The organism is Bordetella sp., assembly GCF_057362025.1.
Genome location: NZ_JBMQQZ010000044.1, coordinates 1 through 15,332 on the forward strand (window position 1 = coordinate 1; position 15,332 = coordinate 15,332).

At 66.4% G+C, this 15,332-nt stretch carries 12 protein-coding genes; 6 read left to right on the plus strand and 6 right to left on the minus strand.

Features of this window, described 5'->3' with window-relative positions; genetic code table 11:
* Positions 1-149 precede the first annotated feature (149 nt).
* Both ACO1P8_RS09655 and ACO1P8_RS09660 read right to left on the minus strand, forming a co-directional pair.
* Positions 150-962: a putative hydro-lyase gene (locus ACO1P8_RS09655; RefSeq protein ID WP_486295673.1), complete on the minus strand. Its 813-nt coding sequence runs from the start codon at positions 960-962 to the stop codon at positions 150-152.
* A 167-nt stretch (positions 963-1,129) separates the two neighbouring features.
* Complete coding sequence (locus tag ACO1P8_RS09660; protein WP_486295674.1) at positions 1,130-2,116, minus strand: LysR family transcriptional regulator; 987 nt, start codon at positions 2,114-2,116, stop codon at positions 1,130-1,132.
* Between the two features lie 181 nt (positions 2,117-2,297).
* Between ACO1P8_RS09660 and ACO1P8_RS09665 the strand changes: the two genes are divergently transcribed.
* The 3 genes from ACO1P8_RS09665 (at position 2,298) to ACO1P8_RS09675 (ending at position 5,117) form a co-directional block, all read left to right on the plus strand.
* A complete protein-coding gene (locus ACO1P8_RS09665) occupies positions 2,298-3,194 on the plus strand; it encodes a DMT family transporter (RefSeq protein WP_486295693.1) in 897 nt (298 codons plus the stop codon).
* Between the two features lie 159 nt (positions 3,195-3,353).
* Positions 3,354-3,566: a DUF1059 domain-containing protein gene (locus ACO1P8_RS09670; protein ID WP_486295675.1), complete on the plus strand. Its 213-nt coding sequence runs from the start codon at positions 3,354-3,356 to the stop codon at positions 3,564-3,566.
* A gap of 162 nt (positions 3,567-3,728) precedes the next feature.
* The gene (locus ACO1P8_RS09675) at positions 3,729-5,117 is read left to right on the plus strand and encodes an FAD-binding oxidoreductase (RefSeq protein WP_486295676.1); all 1,389 of its coding nucleotides are present in this window, start codon (positions 3,729-3,731) and stop codon (positions 5,115-5,117) included.
* Between the two features lie 49 nt (positions 5,118-5,166).
* Here ACO1P8_RS09675 and ACO1P8_RS09680 read toward each other — a convergent pair whose 3' ends face one another.
* Positions 5,167-5,844, minus strand: a complete 678-nt coding sequence (locus ACO1P8_RS09680) for an ABC transporter ATP-binding protein (RefSeq protein WP_486295677.1) — start codon at positions 5,842-5,844, stop codon at positions 5,167-5,169.
* Between ACO1P8_RS09680 and ACO1P8_RS09685 the strand changes: the two genes are divergently transcribed.
* On the plus strand, positions 5,843-6,490 hold the full coding sequence (locus tag ACO1P8_RS09685; RefSeq protein WP_486295678.1) for an arylesterase: 648 nt from the start codon (positions 5,843-5,845) through the stop codon (positions 6,488-6,490). The genes ACO1P8_RS09680 and ACO1P8_RS09685 overlap by 2 nt on opposite strands.
* Before the next feature lie 101 nt (positions 6,491-6,591).
* On the opposite strand, the gene ACO1P8_RS09690 is transcribed toward ACO1P8_RS09685, so the two are convergent.
* Positions 6,592-8,559, minus strand: a complete 1,968-nt coding sequence (locus ACO1P8_RS09690; RefSeq protein ID WP_486295679.1) for a SurA N-terminal domain-containing protein — start codon at positions 8,557-8,559, stop codon at positions 6,592-6,594.
* 268 nt (positions 8,560-8,827) lie between these two features.
* On the opposite strand from ACO1P8_RS09690, the gene ugpQ reads away from it, so the two are divergent.
* Both ugpQ and ACO1P8_RS09700 read left to right on the plus strand, forming a co-directional pair.
* The gene (ugpQ, locus tag ACO1P8_RS09695; RefSeq protein ID WP_486295680.1) at positions 8,828-9,577 is read left to right on the plus strand and encodes a glycerophosphodiester phosphodiesterase; all 750 of its coding nucleotides are present in this window, start codon (positions 8,828-8,830) and stop codon (positions 9,575-9,577) included.
* A gap of 25 nt (positions 9,578-9,602) precedes the next feature.
* Complete coding sequence (locus ACO1P8_RS09700; RefSeq protein WP_486295681.1) at positions 9,603-10,457, plus strand: 23S rRNA (adenine(2030)-N(6))-methyltransferase RlmJ; 855 nt, start codon at positions 9,603-9,605, stop codon at positions 10,455-10,457.
* A 76-nt stretch (positions 10,458-10,533) separates the two neighbouring features.
* On the opposite strand, the gene adeC is transcribed toward ACO1P8_RS09700, so the two are convergent.
* Together adeC and ACO1P8_RS09710 are read right to left on the minus strand one after the other, a co-directional pair.
* Positions 10,534-12,120: an AdeC/AdeK/OprM family multidrug efflux complex outer membrane factor gene (gene adeC / locus ACO1P8_RS09705; protein ID WP_486295682.1), complete on the minus strand. Its 1,587-nt coding sequence runs from the start codon at positions 12,118-12,120 to the stop codon at positions 10,534-10,536.
* Between the two features lie 11 nt (positions 12,121-12,131).
* On the minus strand, positions 12,132-15,323 hold the full coding sequence (locus ACO1P8_RS09710) for an efflux RND transporter permease subunit (protein WP_486295683.1): 3,192 nt from the start codon (positions 15,321-15,323) through the stop codon (positions 12,132-12,134).
* Positions 15,324-15,332: the final 9 nt, after the last annotated feature.

Sequence of the window (15,332 nt, forward strand, 5' to 3'; positions counted from 1 at the left end):
GCATCGCCGCGAAACCGCCCGAACAAACCCTGACAAAACGCCGCGCCCATACCGGAATACGCGCCGTCTTCGGCATCGACGGCGGCGGACGCAGGGCGCGCGACCGCGCATGCCCTGCAGGGCCGATCAAGAATGCTTGCGCCCGGCGCTCACAAGGCCGCGACGCGGCTATTGATCAGGTCCGTGACCAGCATATGGCCGGGCGCGTGGGTGATGCAGAACGACGGCTTGACCGCCGCGACGACGGACTGCGGCGTGACGCCACAAGCCCAGAACACCGGGACCTCGCCGGGGCGGATATCGACCGCGTCGCCGTAGTCGGGACGATCGATGTCGGCAATGCCGATGGCCGCGGGATCGCCGAAGTGAACCGGCGCGCCATGGACGGACGGAAAGCGCGACGTCACCTGGATGGCGCGGATGGCGTCGGCGGGCTTGAGCGGCCGCATCGACACCACGAGCGGTCCCGAAAAACGGCCGGCGGGCGCGGTCGGGACATTGGTGCGGTACATCGGCACGTTGCAGCCCTGCTCGATGTGGCGAACCGGCAGGCCGTTGTCCAGCATGGCTTCCTCGAAAGAGAACGAGCAACCGATCAGGAAGGACACCAGGTCGTCACGCCAGACATGGCGGACGTCCGACGGTTCTTCGACCAGCACGCCGTCCTTCCACACGCGGTAGCGCGGGATGTCGGTACGGATATCGATATCCGCGCCGAGCTCCGGCAGCGAAGGGTCGCCGGGTTCGGATACCGCCAGGATGGGGCAAGGCTTGGGATTGCGCAGGCAGAAGCGCAGGAAATCGTCGGCCATTTCCTTGGGCAGGATCGCCAGATTGGCCTGCACGTAACCGGGTGCCACGTTGGCGGTCGGACCGGTCATTGCGCCGGATCGTGCATCCAGGCGAGCCTGGAGGGAGGCCGATGGCGTGCCGGCCATGGAATGCTGCGGGTGAGCGGACATCGTGAATTCCCCGTGTGAATCTCATGAATTCTTATCAGAAGCGCATTGCACCGTACCGGCCGCGGCGCTGTCCAATCACATGTTCCGATGAACCGTGATAACAATTTCTTATCGCACATGGCGCCAGGCCCTGTTTTGCGGGGTAAACCGCGCCGCGGGCGCCTGCTCTACTTTTCGGCCTTGGCGGGCGGACGCGGGGTAATCCCTAATCCCGGTACCGCCAGCGGAGCAGGATCCAGGGTGACCGGATTACCCGCCGTGCGCGCCGCGTCCTCGCGGGCGATGTACTGCGCAGCCTGTGCAACGGTGCGCGCCACATGGCTGTCCGGTCCCTGCATCCAGCATGCCGTGTAATTGAGCGGCGGCAGCTCGGGTGCCTGCACGTCCAGGATCTGCAGCAGGCCCTGCGCCAGCTCGCGGCCCAGGATGACCGGCGCGATGACGGCGGTGCCGATACCGTCCAGCGTCATGCGCACGATCACGCTCAGGGCGGAACTGCCGTACATGCGGGGCGTCTGCACCCCGCTTTCGACCAGGATGCGGCGTACCGACCGATGCGGGTCGGTATTGGACGTGTACGTGATGACCGGCCAGCGCCCCAGGCGCTTCAGTGAAATCGGCGGCCGGCCCAGGCGCAGCTGCGGGCTGGCGATCCAGGCCAGCGGATAGCGGCACAAATGAATGCTTTCGACGCGGGGCTCGTCCATCGGCCCCAGCAGGAAGGCCAGGTCGATCTGGTGCGAGGCCAGCTGCGTGCGCAGCGCCGTACTGGTATCGACCTGGATGTCCACCATCAGCGCCGGATAGGCCTCGTGCATGTATTCCATCAGGCTCGGCAGCCATGTGTGCACGATCGTTTCCGACACGCCCAGGCGCAAGGTACCGCTCATGACGTTCTGCGCGGCCGCGGCGCGCTGCATGTCCGTGCGCATCTGCAGCATGCGCTCTGCATGCGACAGCAGCTCGTAGCCCTTGGCGGTCAGGGTAATGCCGCGCGAATCCCGCTCGAACAGCCGCACGCCCAGCGTCGACTCCAGCGAGGCGATACGCTGCGAGATCGCGGGCTGCGTCGCGTTGAGCTTTTCTGCGGCGGCGCGAAAGCCCCCCAGGCGGGCGACCCAGAAGAAAGTCTCGATATTGCGCAGGTCGATCATGAAACAAGGGGCGGGCCGGGGCCATCAGTAAAATTGATCGCTCTGAGCGTATCATGGCGGGCGCCAGAAACAGCACATCGGCCGGACCGGTCACCGGTCCATGGCCACCGAGGAGAGCAGGCTTATGGCTACACGGGCGCAACAAGCCCATGTGGGGCGCGGCGCGACAGCGGCCGGCACGATGGCGATTTCCACGCAACCGCTGGCCGGCATCGCGCTGCTGCTGGTTTCCATGTGGACACTGTCCAGCCTGGATGCCAGCGGCAAGTGGGTCATGGCCGCCGGCGTGCCGATGCTGCTGCTTTCCTGGGTGCGCTATGCCGCGCACTTCGCCGTGGCCCTGGCCCTGATCGTGCCGGCCAAGGGATGGGGCATCCTGGTCAGCCGCAAGCCGCGCGAACAAATGCTGCGCGGCGGCGCCATGCTGGGTGCCACCCTTCTGTTCTTCACGACGCTGCGCTATCTGCCGCAGGCCGAAGCCACCGCGATCAACTTCCTGGCGCCGCTGATCGTACTGCTGCTCGCGCCCTGGGTTCTGCGCGAACCGCCGCGCCTGTCGCGCTGGATCGCGGCGGGAGTGGCCTTCCTGGGCGTACTGGTGGTCATCCGGCCCGGTGGGGGCCTGGATCCGACGGGCACCCTGTTCGGGCTTGCCGGCGCTTTCTGTTTTTCCGGGCAATACATCGCGAGCCGGCGCGTGGCCGCGGACGATCCGCTGACTTCCATCATCTGGAGCGGCGGCGTCGGCACCGTGGTGCTGTCGATCGCCCTGCCTTATGTCGTGCCCGCCGCGCTGCCGGTTCTGCGCGAATTGGACCCGCTGCACTGGTGCGTCCTGATATCGACAGGCGTCACGGGCTTCTTCGGCCATCTGCTCCAGATCGCCGCCTACCGCAAGGCCGCGGCATCGACGTTGGCGCCGTTCACGTATCTGCAGATCGTCAGCTCCACGACCACCGGCTGGCTCATCTGGGGCCATTTCCCCGATGCTCTGACGTGGGTGGGTATCGCCATCATTTGCGGCAGCGGCATCACGATAGGGATCCTGGAATGGCGGCGCGCGCGGGTGCCGGTTTGATGGCCCGGGCATCCGGCCGGCCGTCCCCGCCGCTTCGGACAAGGGACACAACCGGTTTATGCCGTTTGCCGTAGGCGCGGCCGCGCGCCGATGAGCGCGCCGGATGTCGTCCTATACTGCCTTGCACACAAAACGCTTGCGGGCGGGAAGGAGACGATCATGCCACGCAAATACATCGATTGCCGGGAGTTCCCCAGCGAGAGCAACTGCTCGGTCGCCCTTTCGGCGGACAGTGAAGACGAATTGCTGGAGGCCGCCGTGCAGCACGCCTGCGCGGTTCATCGCCACGCCGACACACCCGAATTGCGGCAGCAGATCCGCACGCTCTTCCACGACGGCACGCCGCCCGTCGACACGCCTCGCCGCGCCTGAACACCCCGTCGGGTTTTCCGCGACATACCTGACGCGGCCGTGCCGGCGCGGCCACGCAAGGCCTTGGGCACCGGGACTGCTGTCGCCCGCGCGTCCGCACGCACCGGCCATCCATTGCCGGCGGGATGGAGCTGGACCTGGCCCCCGCCGAGGGGGATTTCCATGTTCACGCTTTCCAGCACCGCCATCGATGACCTGAAGGCCAATATGCGGGGCCGCGTCGTGCTACCCGCCGATCCCGACTACGACGAAGTGCGCAAAGTATGGAATGCCATGATCGACCGTCGTCCGGCAGCCATCGCGCGCTGCGCCGGCGTTGCCGACGTGCGGTGCGCAATCCTGTTCGCGCGCGAGCATGGCGTGCCGCTGACCATCCGCGGCGCCGGTCACAACATCGCCGGCAGCGCGATTTGCGATGGCGGCATCATGGCGGACCTGTCGACGATGCGATCGGTGCGCATCGATCCGGCGGCGCAGCGCGCCTGGGTCGAACCGGGTGCCACGCTGGCCGATTTCGACCATGAAGCCCAGGCTTTCGGCCTGGCCACGCCGTTGGGCATCAACTCGACGACCGGCATCGCCGGCCTGACGCTGGGCGGCGGCTTCGGATGGCTGAGCCGCCGCTTCGGCATGACGGTGGACAATCTGCGCGCGGCCGACGTCATCACGGCAGACGGCGAACTGGTCCATGCCGGCCCGGGAGCGCACGAGGATCTGTTCTGGGCCATTCGCGGCGGCGGCGGCAACTTCGGCGCCGTCACGATGTTCGAGTTCGAGCTGCACGCGGTCGGCCCGCAGATCTACGGCGGACTGGTGGTGCTGCCGATGGACCAGGCACGCGACGCCCTGCACGCCTACCGCCAGGCCGCCAAGTCCATGCCGGAAGACCTGACGGTATGGGCGGTGCTGCGGCAGGCGCCGCCGCTTCCCTTTCTGCCCACCGAGGTGCATGGGAAACCGGTCGCCGTCTTCGCGATCTGCTATAGCGGACCGGTGGAAAACGGCCCGCTGGTGGTCGAACCGGTGCGGCAATTCGGCACGCCGCATGGCGAGCACCTGGGCGTCATGCCGTATATCGCCTGGCAGAAAGCCTTCGACCCGCTACTGACGCCGGGGGCGCGCAACTACTGGAAATCCCATGACTTCGCCGAACTGTCGGACGGGCTGTTCGACACGCTGATCGGTTCGGCGTCGCGCCTGCCATCGCCGCAATGTGAAATCTTCCTTGGGCAGCTCGGCGGGCAGGCCGGGCGCGTGCCGTCCGACGCCACGGCCTATCCCAACCGCAATGCAAAGTACATCGTCAACGTGCATGCGCGCTGGGACGCCGCCGCCGACGATGCGGCCTGCATAGGCTGGGCACGCGAGTTCTTCGATGCGGCAGCCCCGTTTTCGCTGGGCAGCGTGTACGTGAACTTCATGACGGAGGAAGAGTCCGCGCGCGTCAACGCGGCCTATGGTCCCAACTATGCGCGGCTGGCCACCATCAAGGGCCGCTACGACCCGCATAACCTGTTTCGCCACAACCAGAACATCCAGCCTTCCCGATGAAGGCATAACGGGCCGCGGCAAACGGGAATGTCCGGCGCCTGACCCGTCGTCAGGCCCCGGACACCACTTTCCCGGCCGCCAGCACCAGTTGCCGCTCGCAACGCGCCGCCAGCCCGGCGTCATGCGTCACCAGCACCAGCGTGGCGCCGTGTTCGCGATGCAATTCGAAGATCAGATCGATGATGCGCGCGCCGGTGGCCGCATCCAGGCTGCCGGTGGGCTCGTCGGCGAACAGCAAGTCCGGCTTGACCACGAAGGCGCGCGCCAGCGATACCCGCTGCTGTTCGCCGCCCGATAGCGTGCGTGGATAGTGGTGCAACCGGTCGCCCAGGCCGACGCGTTCCAGCATGCCGCGCGCGGCATCGCGCGCGGGCAGGCCCGCCAACTCCAGCGGCAGCATGACGTTTTCCAGCGCGGTCAGGTTGGGCAGCAGCTGGAAGGACTGGAAGACGAAGCCCACGTGACGCGCCCGCAACTGGGCGCGGCCGTCCTCGTCCAGATCGAACAGCGGCCGGCCCGCCAGCGTTACCGAGCCGCTGCTGGGAACATCCAGCCCGGCCAGCAGTCCCAACAATGTCGACTTGCCGGAACCGGAGCTGCCGGTGATCGCCAGGGCCGTCCCGGCGGGCACCGTAAAATCGATGGCATCCAGTATGGCCAACGTGCCGCCCGCGTCGGCGACCCGCTTGCCCAACCCCCGCACCTCTATCGCGTTACCCGTATCCATGCGCCCGCTCATCCGTTTGTTGTTTGCCACCGTACTGGCCTTGCTGGCGACCGCAGCCCATGCTCAGACCGCCACCGCCGCCGCCGGTTCCCCGGCCCGCAAAACCATCCTTGTGGTCGGCGATAGTCTATCCGCCGAATATGGCATCGCGCGCGGGACCGGCTGGGTGCCCCTGCTGGGACGCCGCCTGGCCCAGGAGCAACCCGCATGGACGGTCATCAACGCCAGCATCAGCGGCGATACTACCAGCGGCGGTCTGACGCGCTTGCCCGCCTTGCTGCGGCAGCATCATCCGGCCATCGTTATTCTGGAGCTGGGCTCGAATGACGCACTGCGCGGCCTGCCCCTGTCCATGACGCAACAGAACCTCACCGCCATGGCCAGGCAAGCCCGGCAAGCCGGCGCCGCGGTACTACTGGTGGGCATGCAGATCCCGCCAAACTACGGCCGCGCCTATACCGACCAGTTCCGGGAGTTGTTCGAGAAGGTCGCGCAGGCGGAAAACGCCCGCCTGGTGCCCTTTCTGATGGAAGGCATCGCCACCGACCGGGACCTGTTCCAGCCCGACGGCCTGCATCCGAACGAACGCGGGCAACCGAAATTGCTGGACAACGTCTGGGCCGGCTTGCGGCCGATGCTGAACTGACGCCCAAGCGGCGCGCACCCGGCCTATGCCATGCGCGCCGCGGCGTGGGCGTGGCGCGGGTTTGATACGCGCGAGTTGCGCGCCCCGCGCCTTCCGCCGCGTCAGCTTGTCTGCTGTTCGGTATCGCCGCCCTGCAGCACACGCGCTGCCGCCGGCGCGATCTCGACCTTGTACTGCTGGCGCAGCATCTTCAATACGGCCTCGTCTTCCGCCTGGGCCCAGGCACCGGACAATTGCTGGTTCAAAGCCGTCAAGGCATCGGAATTGCTTTTGCCGGGTTCGACCTTGTCGATCCGCGCGATGACATAGTCGTCGCCATCGCGCGCGCCGGTGTAGGAAGGCAGCGGCATCGCGGGCGCTCGCATGACGGCATCGAGCACCGGGCGCGACAGGCTCTGCGGATTCTGGCGCGATACGTCCATCGCGCCGCCGAAACCGTCGGCCGCGGCCGCGGGATTCTTGCGCAAGGCTTCCAGCGCCTGCTGGCCAGCCTTGTCGGCTGCATCGGCGGCGCGGGTTTCGATCAGCCGCGCGCGGATCTTGTCTTTCAACTGATCCAGGGGCGGCACATGGGCCGGCGTACTGGCCGCCACGCGGACCACCAGCATGGTATCGGGCGTCAGCTCGATGACACCGGAGTTCTGCTTGTCGCGCAGGACTTCCGGGCTGAACAGGGCCTGGCGCACACGCGGGTTGTCCAGCAGCGCGGAATCGGGGCTGGCGGAGGCGGCGCCGGGGCCGGCCTGGTCCTGCGGCAGCAGGCCGCTACGCGTAATGCCACCGGCCTGGCGCAGCTTCAGGCCCAGGGCATCGGCGGCCGGCTGCAGGCTGTCGCGCTGGTCATACACCAGCGAGGTGAGCTTGGTCGCCATATCGGAAAAACGCGACGAGGCGATCTGCTTGCGGATTTCCTCGACGATCTGGTCCCGTACCTCGGCCAGCGGCTTGGTTTGCGCCGGCTGCAGATCGGTCAGTTGCACCACGTGCAGGCCGAACGGGCTTTCGATCACGCCGGACACCTGGCCTTTGTTCAACCCGTCGACGGCCTTTTGCAGCGCCGGCGTCAGCATGCCGGGACCGATCCACCCGAGGTCGCCCCCGCGGCTGCTGGAACCGGCATCCTCGGAATATTTCTTGGCCAATTCCGCGAATGCGCCGGGATTGGCCGCGGCCTGCCGGGCGATGTCCTCGGCCTTGGCGCGGGCGGCCTTGCGCTGCGCGTCCGTCGCGTCCGCCGCCAGCTTGATCATGATATGGCTGGCGCGGCGGCGCTCCGGCTGGCCGAAGCGGCTTTTATTCTGTTCGTAGTACTTGGCGATGTCGTCGTCGCTGACCTTGATGCCGGTACTGGCGGCGGCTTCGTCCAGCACCAGGTATTGCGCCTGGACCTGATCCGGCACCTGGTATTGCTGCTTGTTGGCGTCGTACCAGCTTTGGATATCCGCGTCGCTGACCTGCACCTTGCCCTTGTAATCGGCAGCGGCGAAGCGCCGCGTCAGGACATGGCGGGTTTCGGTCAGCGCGTGTTCGATGGACCCCGCCACCGTGGCCGGCAGGCGGGCCGATTGCGAGATCGGATCCAGGACCCGGCCGACGGCCAGGTCGCGACGCAGGCCGGCTTCGAACGTCGCCGGGGTCAGCCCTTGCGCGGCGAGCACGGCGCGATAGCGTTCGGGCGAGAACTTGCCGTTGTCCTGCACGGCAGGATTCGACGCGATGGTATTGCGCAGCGTCTCGTCCGATACCGAAAAGTGGTTGTCGGCCGCGGCGGCCGCGAGCAGGCGCTGGTTGATCATCTGATCCAGCAGCCGCTGCCGCATGGCCGGTGTGTCCACCAGCGCGGGGTCGAACTGCGCGCCCATCATCTGGCGATACTGGTCCAGCTGGTCGCGCCGGGCCTGGTCGTATTCGCGCTGCGTGATGGGCTTGCCGTTCACGGTCGCCATCTTGGGTTCCTCGGACATGAAGCTGCTGTAGCTTTGCACGCCGAAGAAGGCGAATGTCGGAACGATGAGGATCAGCAGGATAAGCTGCATCCAACGCTGATGGTTGCGGATGAAATCGAACATGAGATCCCTGTTGCGGCGCGCCTATCCCCCTGGGGGATTCCGGCTTCGAACGGCCCGGCGCCAAAAAAAGCGAACTGTATCCGCCTCGCTTCTTGCTGTAATGCCGGATCAGCGGGCAGAGGAGTTTAACACCTTCGGACGCCGGCGGCAGGCATTGGGGGACGGAGCCGCCCCTCGCCGCGGGGGACGCGGCCGCAAGCGGCGCACAGCGTCGCATTGCCAAGGTTCCGGTATGCTGACGGGTTCGTCCCCAATGCCCGATTCCGCTATGGACACTCCCCTTCCCGCCTGGCCCTACCCGCGCCTGATCGCCCATCGCGGCGGCGGCAGGCTGGCCCCCGAAAACACCATGGCCGGCATGCGCGTCGGCGCCGAGCACGGCTTTCGCATGTTCGAATACGACGTCAAACTCAGCCTGGACAATGTCCTGATCCTGCTGCACGACGACGATGTCGACCGCACGACCAGCGGGCAAGGTCCCGCGCGCGCCAAAACCTATGCCGAACTGGCCGAACTGGATGCCGGATCCTGGCATTCCGAGCGTTTCGCCGGGGCGCGCATCCCCACCCTGGAGGAAGTCGCGCGCTATACCCTGGAACAGGGCATTGCCAGCAACGTCGAGATCAAGCCCTGCCCAGGCCGCGAAACCGAGACCGGCACCGCCGTCGCGCTGGCCGTGCGCGAGCTCTGGCGCGACGCGGCGGTGCCGCCCCTGCTGTCGTCGTTCTCCGAGGAAGCATTGGCGGCCGCCCACGTCGCCGCGCCCAAGCTGCCGCGCGCGCTGCTTGTCGAGAAAATACCCATGGACTGGCGCGACCGTCTGGTGCAGCACGATTGCATCGCCTTCAACGTCAACCAGAAAGACGTCACTCCGGAACTGGTCAAGGCCGTGCACGGCGCCGGCTATCGCCTGTCGGCCTGGACGGTGAACGACCCGTCGCGCGCGCGCGACCTGCTGGACTGGGGCGTCGATGCCATTTTCACCGACGAACTGGCCACCATCCGGCCTGACGCATGAACCTCGCAGGAACAGAGAGCACACCTTGTTCAGTTATCGCCACGCCTTCCACGCCGGCAACCATGCCGATGTGCTCAAGCATGCCATCCTGATCCATGTACTGGACTACCTGGGCCAGAAAGACACGCCTTACTGGGTGATCGACACGCATGCCGGCGCCGGCCTGTACCGGTTGGACAGCGACTGGGCCAGCAAGAATGCCGAGTTCGCCGACGGCATCGGCCGGCTATGGGAACGCGCGGACGTGCCGCCCCTGCTGGCGCGCTATCTCGAGCGCATACGCGACTACAACCCGAACGGCCAGCCGCGCCTCTATCCCGGCTCTCCCTGGCTGGCCCTGGACGCCATGCGCGAGCACGACCGTTTGCGGCTATTCGAGGCGCACCCGACGGAAGCCGAGGTGCTGGTGGGCAACCTGGAAAAACGAGGGGGCGTGGCGCTGCGCCAGACCACCATTTTCGATACCGATGGGTTCGAAGGCATGAAAGCCCTGCTCCCGCCGCCGCCGCGCCGCGGGCTGGTCCTGGTCGATCCCTCGTATGAAGACAAACAGGACTATCGGCGGGTGGCGCTGGCCGTGAAGGAAGGACTGAAGCGCTTTGCCACCGGCATGTATGCCGTGTGGTACCCGCAGGTGCAGCGACGCGAATCGCTGGAAATGCCGCGCCAGCTGGAAAAAGCCGGCAGGCGCTGGCTGCACGTTTCGCTATCGGTCAAAAAACCCGCGACCGATGGCTTCGGCCTGCACGGCAGCGGCATGTTTCTGGTCAATCCCCCCTGGACGCTGGCCGCCCAGCTGAAAGAAGCGCTGCCTTGGTTGAAGGAAGTGCTGGCTCAGGACGATCGCGCCCGCTACACGCTGGACGCGCACACGGATTGAGGCTTGCGCGCCGGCAGGTTGCGCGCGCCGTGCCGACCGGCCAGGCGCGCGGCACGGCCTGGCCGGCCGCCACCGCTTAGCGCGCCGCCCGCATCCCCGCCGGCTCCACCTGCATGGCGTTCTGTGGCGCCGTCGTCTGTTGCGAGGTCTGTTGCGGCATCTGCTGCGAGGTCTGTTGCGGCGCGGCCTGCCCGGGCGCGCCTGGCGATGCCTGCGCGGTATGTTCCGTCCATCCGCCGCCCAGCGCCTTGTACAGGTCGACCAGGTTGGTCAGGCGCGCCAGGCGTGTCTGCACCAGGATCTGCTGCGAGTCGTACAGCGACCGTTGCGAATCCAGCACGTTCAGATAGCTGTCCACGCCCTGGCGGAACCGTTGCTGCGACAGGTCGTAGGCGCGCTGGTTGGCCTGCACCAGCAACTGCTGCGCGCGGATCTGGTCATCGATCGTGCCACGGCCCGCCAGTGCATCGGCCACGTCCCGGAACGCCGACTGTATGGACCGCTCGTAGTTCGCGATCTCGATGCGCTTTTGCACCTTGGACAGATCCAGGTTCGCCTGCAGCGAGCCGCCGGCGAAGATCGGCATGGTGATCTCGGGCGCGAAACTCCAGGCGCCCTGCCCGCCCTTGAAAAGGCGTCCCAGGCTGGCGCTGGCCGTGCCCGCGCTGGCCGTCAGCGAGATGGTGGGAAAGAACGCCGCCCGGGCCGCGCCGATATTGGCGTTGGCCGCCTCGAGCTGGTGCTCCGCCGCGCGGATGTCCGGCCGCCGTTCCAGCAGATCCGACGGCAGCCCGGCGGGCAAGCCCGTGGGCATCATGGCATCGTTCAACGAGGCCGGTGTTTCCAGCCTGGCACGCACATCCTGCGGCAGCGGATTGCCCAGCAGCAGCACCAGCGCGTTCATGTCCTGGGCGACCTGCCGTTCAAATTGCGACTGGTTGCGTTCGGCGGTGCGCACCGATACTTCGGCCTGGCTGAGGTCCAGCGCGGTCGCGATATCGTTGTCGTAACTCTGCTTGGTCAGGTTATAGGAATCCCGCTGGCTCGTCAGCGTATCGCGCGTGAGCTGCAAGAGTTCCTGGTCGCTGCGCAAGGTCAGGTAGGCCGTCGCGACCTCGGACACCAGCGAAAGCTGCGTGGCCGTGCGCGTCTCGTCCTGCGCCAGATAGAGCTGCAACGCCTGTTCGTTCAGGCTGCGGATGCGCCCGAAGAAGTCCAGTTCCCAGGACGCGACGCTGGCGCCCACCTGATAGGTGCGGGTGGTCGTCGCGCTGCCGCTGCGGGACAAGTCGCCCGGGGTGCGCTGCGCCGTTTCCTGCGCTCCCACGCCCACCGTGGGGAATAGCTCCGAACGCTGGATACGGTACTGCGCGCGCGCCGCCTCGACGTTCAACGCCGCCACGCGCAGGTCGCGGTTGTTCTGCAGCGAAAGCGAAATCAGCTCCTGCAGCAGCGGATCCGTAAAGAAATCGCGCCATCCCACGTCGGCGGTGGCCAGGCCGCCCGGGGGGACAGTGGCCTGGTTGGCGGAACGATAGGCCGGTCCGCTGGGGTAGGCAGCATCGATCGGCGCGGCAGGCCGCTCATAGTCGGGCATCAGGGAGCAGCCCGCCAGCGCCGCGATAAACGCGGCCGAGAGGGAAATGCGCAGCGGAGTTCTCATTGTTCTGGTGGTCATTCGGCATGCCCCCCTGCCGGGGAAGACGGTGCCGGTCGGTGCTTCTCGTCCTTGGGATCGTGCGGATCGCCGCGCTCGCTCTGGCGCTTGACCTTGAACAGGCGCAGCATCGCCACGAAGAAGGTCGGCACGAAGAAAATAGCCAGGAAGGTCGCGGTCAGCATGCCGCCGATCACGCCCGTGCCGATGGCATTCTGGCTGCCCGACCCGGCGCCGTTGGCGATGGCCAGCGGCACGACGCCCAGGATGAAGGCCATCGATGTCATCAGGATGGGTCGCAGGCGCTGGCGCGCCGCATGGATGGCGGCCTCCGTCAGGCTGGCCCCGGATTCATAGTGCTCTTTGGCGAACTCCACGATCAGGATGGCGTTCTTCGCCGCCAGCCCCACCGTGGTCAGCAGTCCGACCTGGAAGTACACGTCGTTGGACAGGCCACGCAGCAGCGTGGCCGCCAGCGCGCCGATGATCCCCAGCGGGACCACCATCATCACCGCCGTCGGAATGGACCAGCTTTCGTACAGCGCCGCCAGGCACAGGAACACGACGATGAGCGAGATTGCGTACAGCGCGGGCGCCTGCGAACCCGACAAGCGCTCTTCGTACGATAGCCCGGTCCATTCGTAGCCGATGCCGGCAGGCATGGTGGCGGCCAGGCGCTCCATTTCCGCCATGGCTTCGCCGGTACTGCGCCCAGGCGCGGGCTGGCCCAGGATTTCATAGGCCGGCACGCCGTTGTAGCGGTTCAGTTTCTGCGGTCCGTAGCTCCATTCCGCCGCAGCGAAGGCCGAGAACGGCACCATATCGCCCTGCGCGTTGCGCACGTACCATTTGTTCAAATCGTCGGGCAGCATGCGCGATGTGGGTATGCCCTGGACGTACACCTTCTTGACGCGGCCCCGGTCGATGAAGTCGTTGACATAGGTCGAACCCCAGGCCGTCGTCAGCACGCTGTTCAGGTCCTGGATGGAGACGCCCAGCACGCGCGCCTTTTCCCGGTCGATGTTCAGCCGGTACTGCGGGGCGTCCTCGACGCTGTTCGGCCGCACGCCGGCCAGGATGGGGCTTTTCGCGGCCTCGCCCAGCAGTTTGTTGCGCGCGTTCAGCAGGGCTTCGTGGCCCAGGCCCGCGCGATCCATCAGCATCAGATCGAAACCGGTGGCGTTGCCCAACTCCAGCACGGCGGGCGGCGCGAAGGCCACCACCATGGCATCGCGGATAGACCGCGCGAAATGACCGGAAGCCCGCTGCGCCAGGGCCGCCACTTTCTGTTTTGCCAGCGGTCGGTCACCCCAGTCTTTCAGCTTGACGAACATCAGCGCCGCGTTCTGGCCACGACCGCCGAAGTTGAAGCCGTTGATCGAGAACACCGACGCCACCGTATCCTTCTCGTTGTCCAGGAAATACTTGGTGGCCTGGTCGATGACGGCCTGGGTGCGTTCGGCCGTCGCGCCCGAGGGCGTGGCGATCTGGACGAACAAAATGCCCTGATCTTCATCCGGCAGGAAGGACGTGGGGATGCGGGTGAACATGACGACCATGCCGGCCACGATCAGCGCGTAGATCAGCATCAGCCGCGGCGTGCGGTTCAGCACGCGTGCCACGGTGTTGGCATAGCCGTGGCTGCCGCGATGGAATGTCCGGTTGAACCAGCCGAAGAAGCCAGTCTTGGCTTCGTGATGGTCCTTGTCGACGGGTTTGAGCAGCGTCGCGCACAACGCCGGCGTGAAGACCAGCGCGACCAGCACCGACAAGGCCATCGATGACACGATGGTGATGGAGAACTGCCGGTAGATCACGCCCGTGGAGCCGCCGAAGAAGGCCATCGGGATGAATACGGCCGCCAGCACCATCGCGATGCCGACCAGCGCGCCGGTAATCTGCTCCATGGACTTGCGGGTGGCCTGCCGCGGCGTCAGCCCCTCCTCGGCCATCACCCGCTCGACGTTTTCCACGACCACGATGGCATCGTCCACCAGCAGGCCGATGGCCAGCACCATGCCGAACATGGTCAGCGTATTGATCGAATACCCGAATGCCGCCAACACCCCGAAGGTGCCCAGCAGCACCACCGGTACCGCCAGCGTGGGAATCAGCGTGGCCCGCAGGTTCTGCAGGAACAGGTACATGACCAGGAACACCAGCACAATGGCTTCGCCCAGGGTCTTGAACACGTCCTCGATGGAAAGCTTGACGAACGGCGTGGTGTCATACGGATACACCACTTCCATGCCCGGCGGGAAGAACGGCTTCAGGCCATCGATGGTGCGGCGGACCGCATCGGCGGTATCCAGCGCGTTGGCGCCGCTGGCCAGCTTGATGGCCAGGCCGGCCGCCGGCTTGCCGTTGTACAGGCTGTCGATGGTATACGACTGCGCGCCCAGGGCAACACTGCCGACATCGCGCAAGCGCACCTGCGAGCCGTCCGGATTGACCTTGAGCAGGATGTTGCCGAACTGTTCGGCCGTCTGCAGGCGGCTCGGGCCGATGATGGTGGCCGTCAGGTCCTGGCCGCGTACGGCGGGCAGTCCGCCCAGCTGGCCGGTGGAGACCTGCACGTTCTGCTGCGAAACCGCGTTGACCACGTCGATGGTGGTCAGGTTGTAGTTCAGCAGCTTGGCGGGATCCAGCCAGATGCGCATGGCGTACTGCGAGCCGAACAGCTGGAAGTCACCCACGCCGTTCGTCCGGCTGATGGGATCCTGCACATAGGACGCCACGTAGTCCGCCAGGTCGGCGCGGTTCATGCTGCCGTCGGTAGAAATGAACGCCGCCACCATGAGGAAGTTCTTGGTGGCCTTGGTCACGCGGATACCCTGCTGCTGCACTTCCTGCGGCAGCAGCGGCTGCGCCAGCGACAATTTGTTCTGGACCTGGACCTGGGCGGTGTCGGGATTGGTGCCCTGCGCGAAAGTCAGCGTGATCGTCACGCTGCCATCGGCGGCGCTTTCCGAGCTGAGGTACTCCAGGTTGTCCAGCCCGTTCATCTGCTGTTCGATGACCTGCACGACCGTATCCTGCACGGTCTGGGCCGACGCGCCCGGATAATTCACCTGGATGCTGATCGACGGGGGGGCGATGGCGGGATACTGGGACACCGGCAGGCGCAGGATGGACAACGCGCCCGCCAGCATCATGACGATCGCGATCACCCAGGCGAACACCGGCCTTTCGATAAAAAACTTAGCCATGCTTGGAAC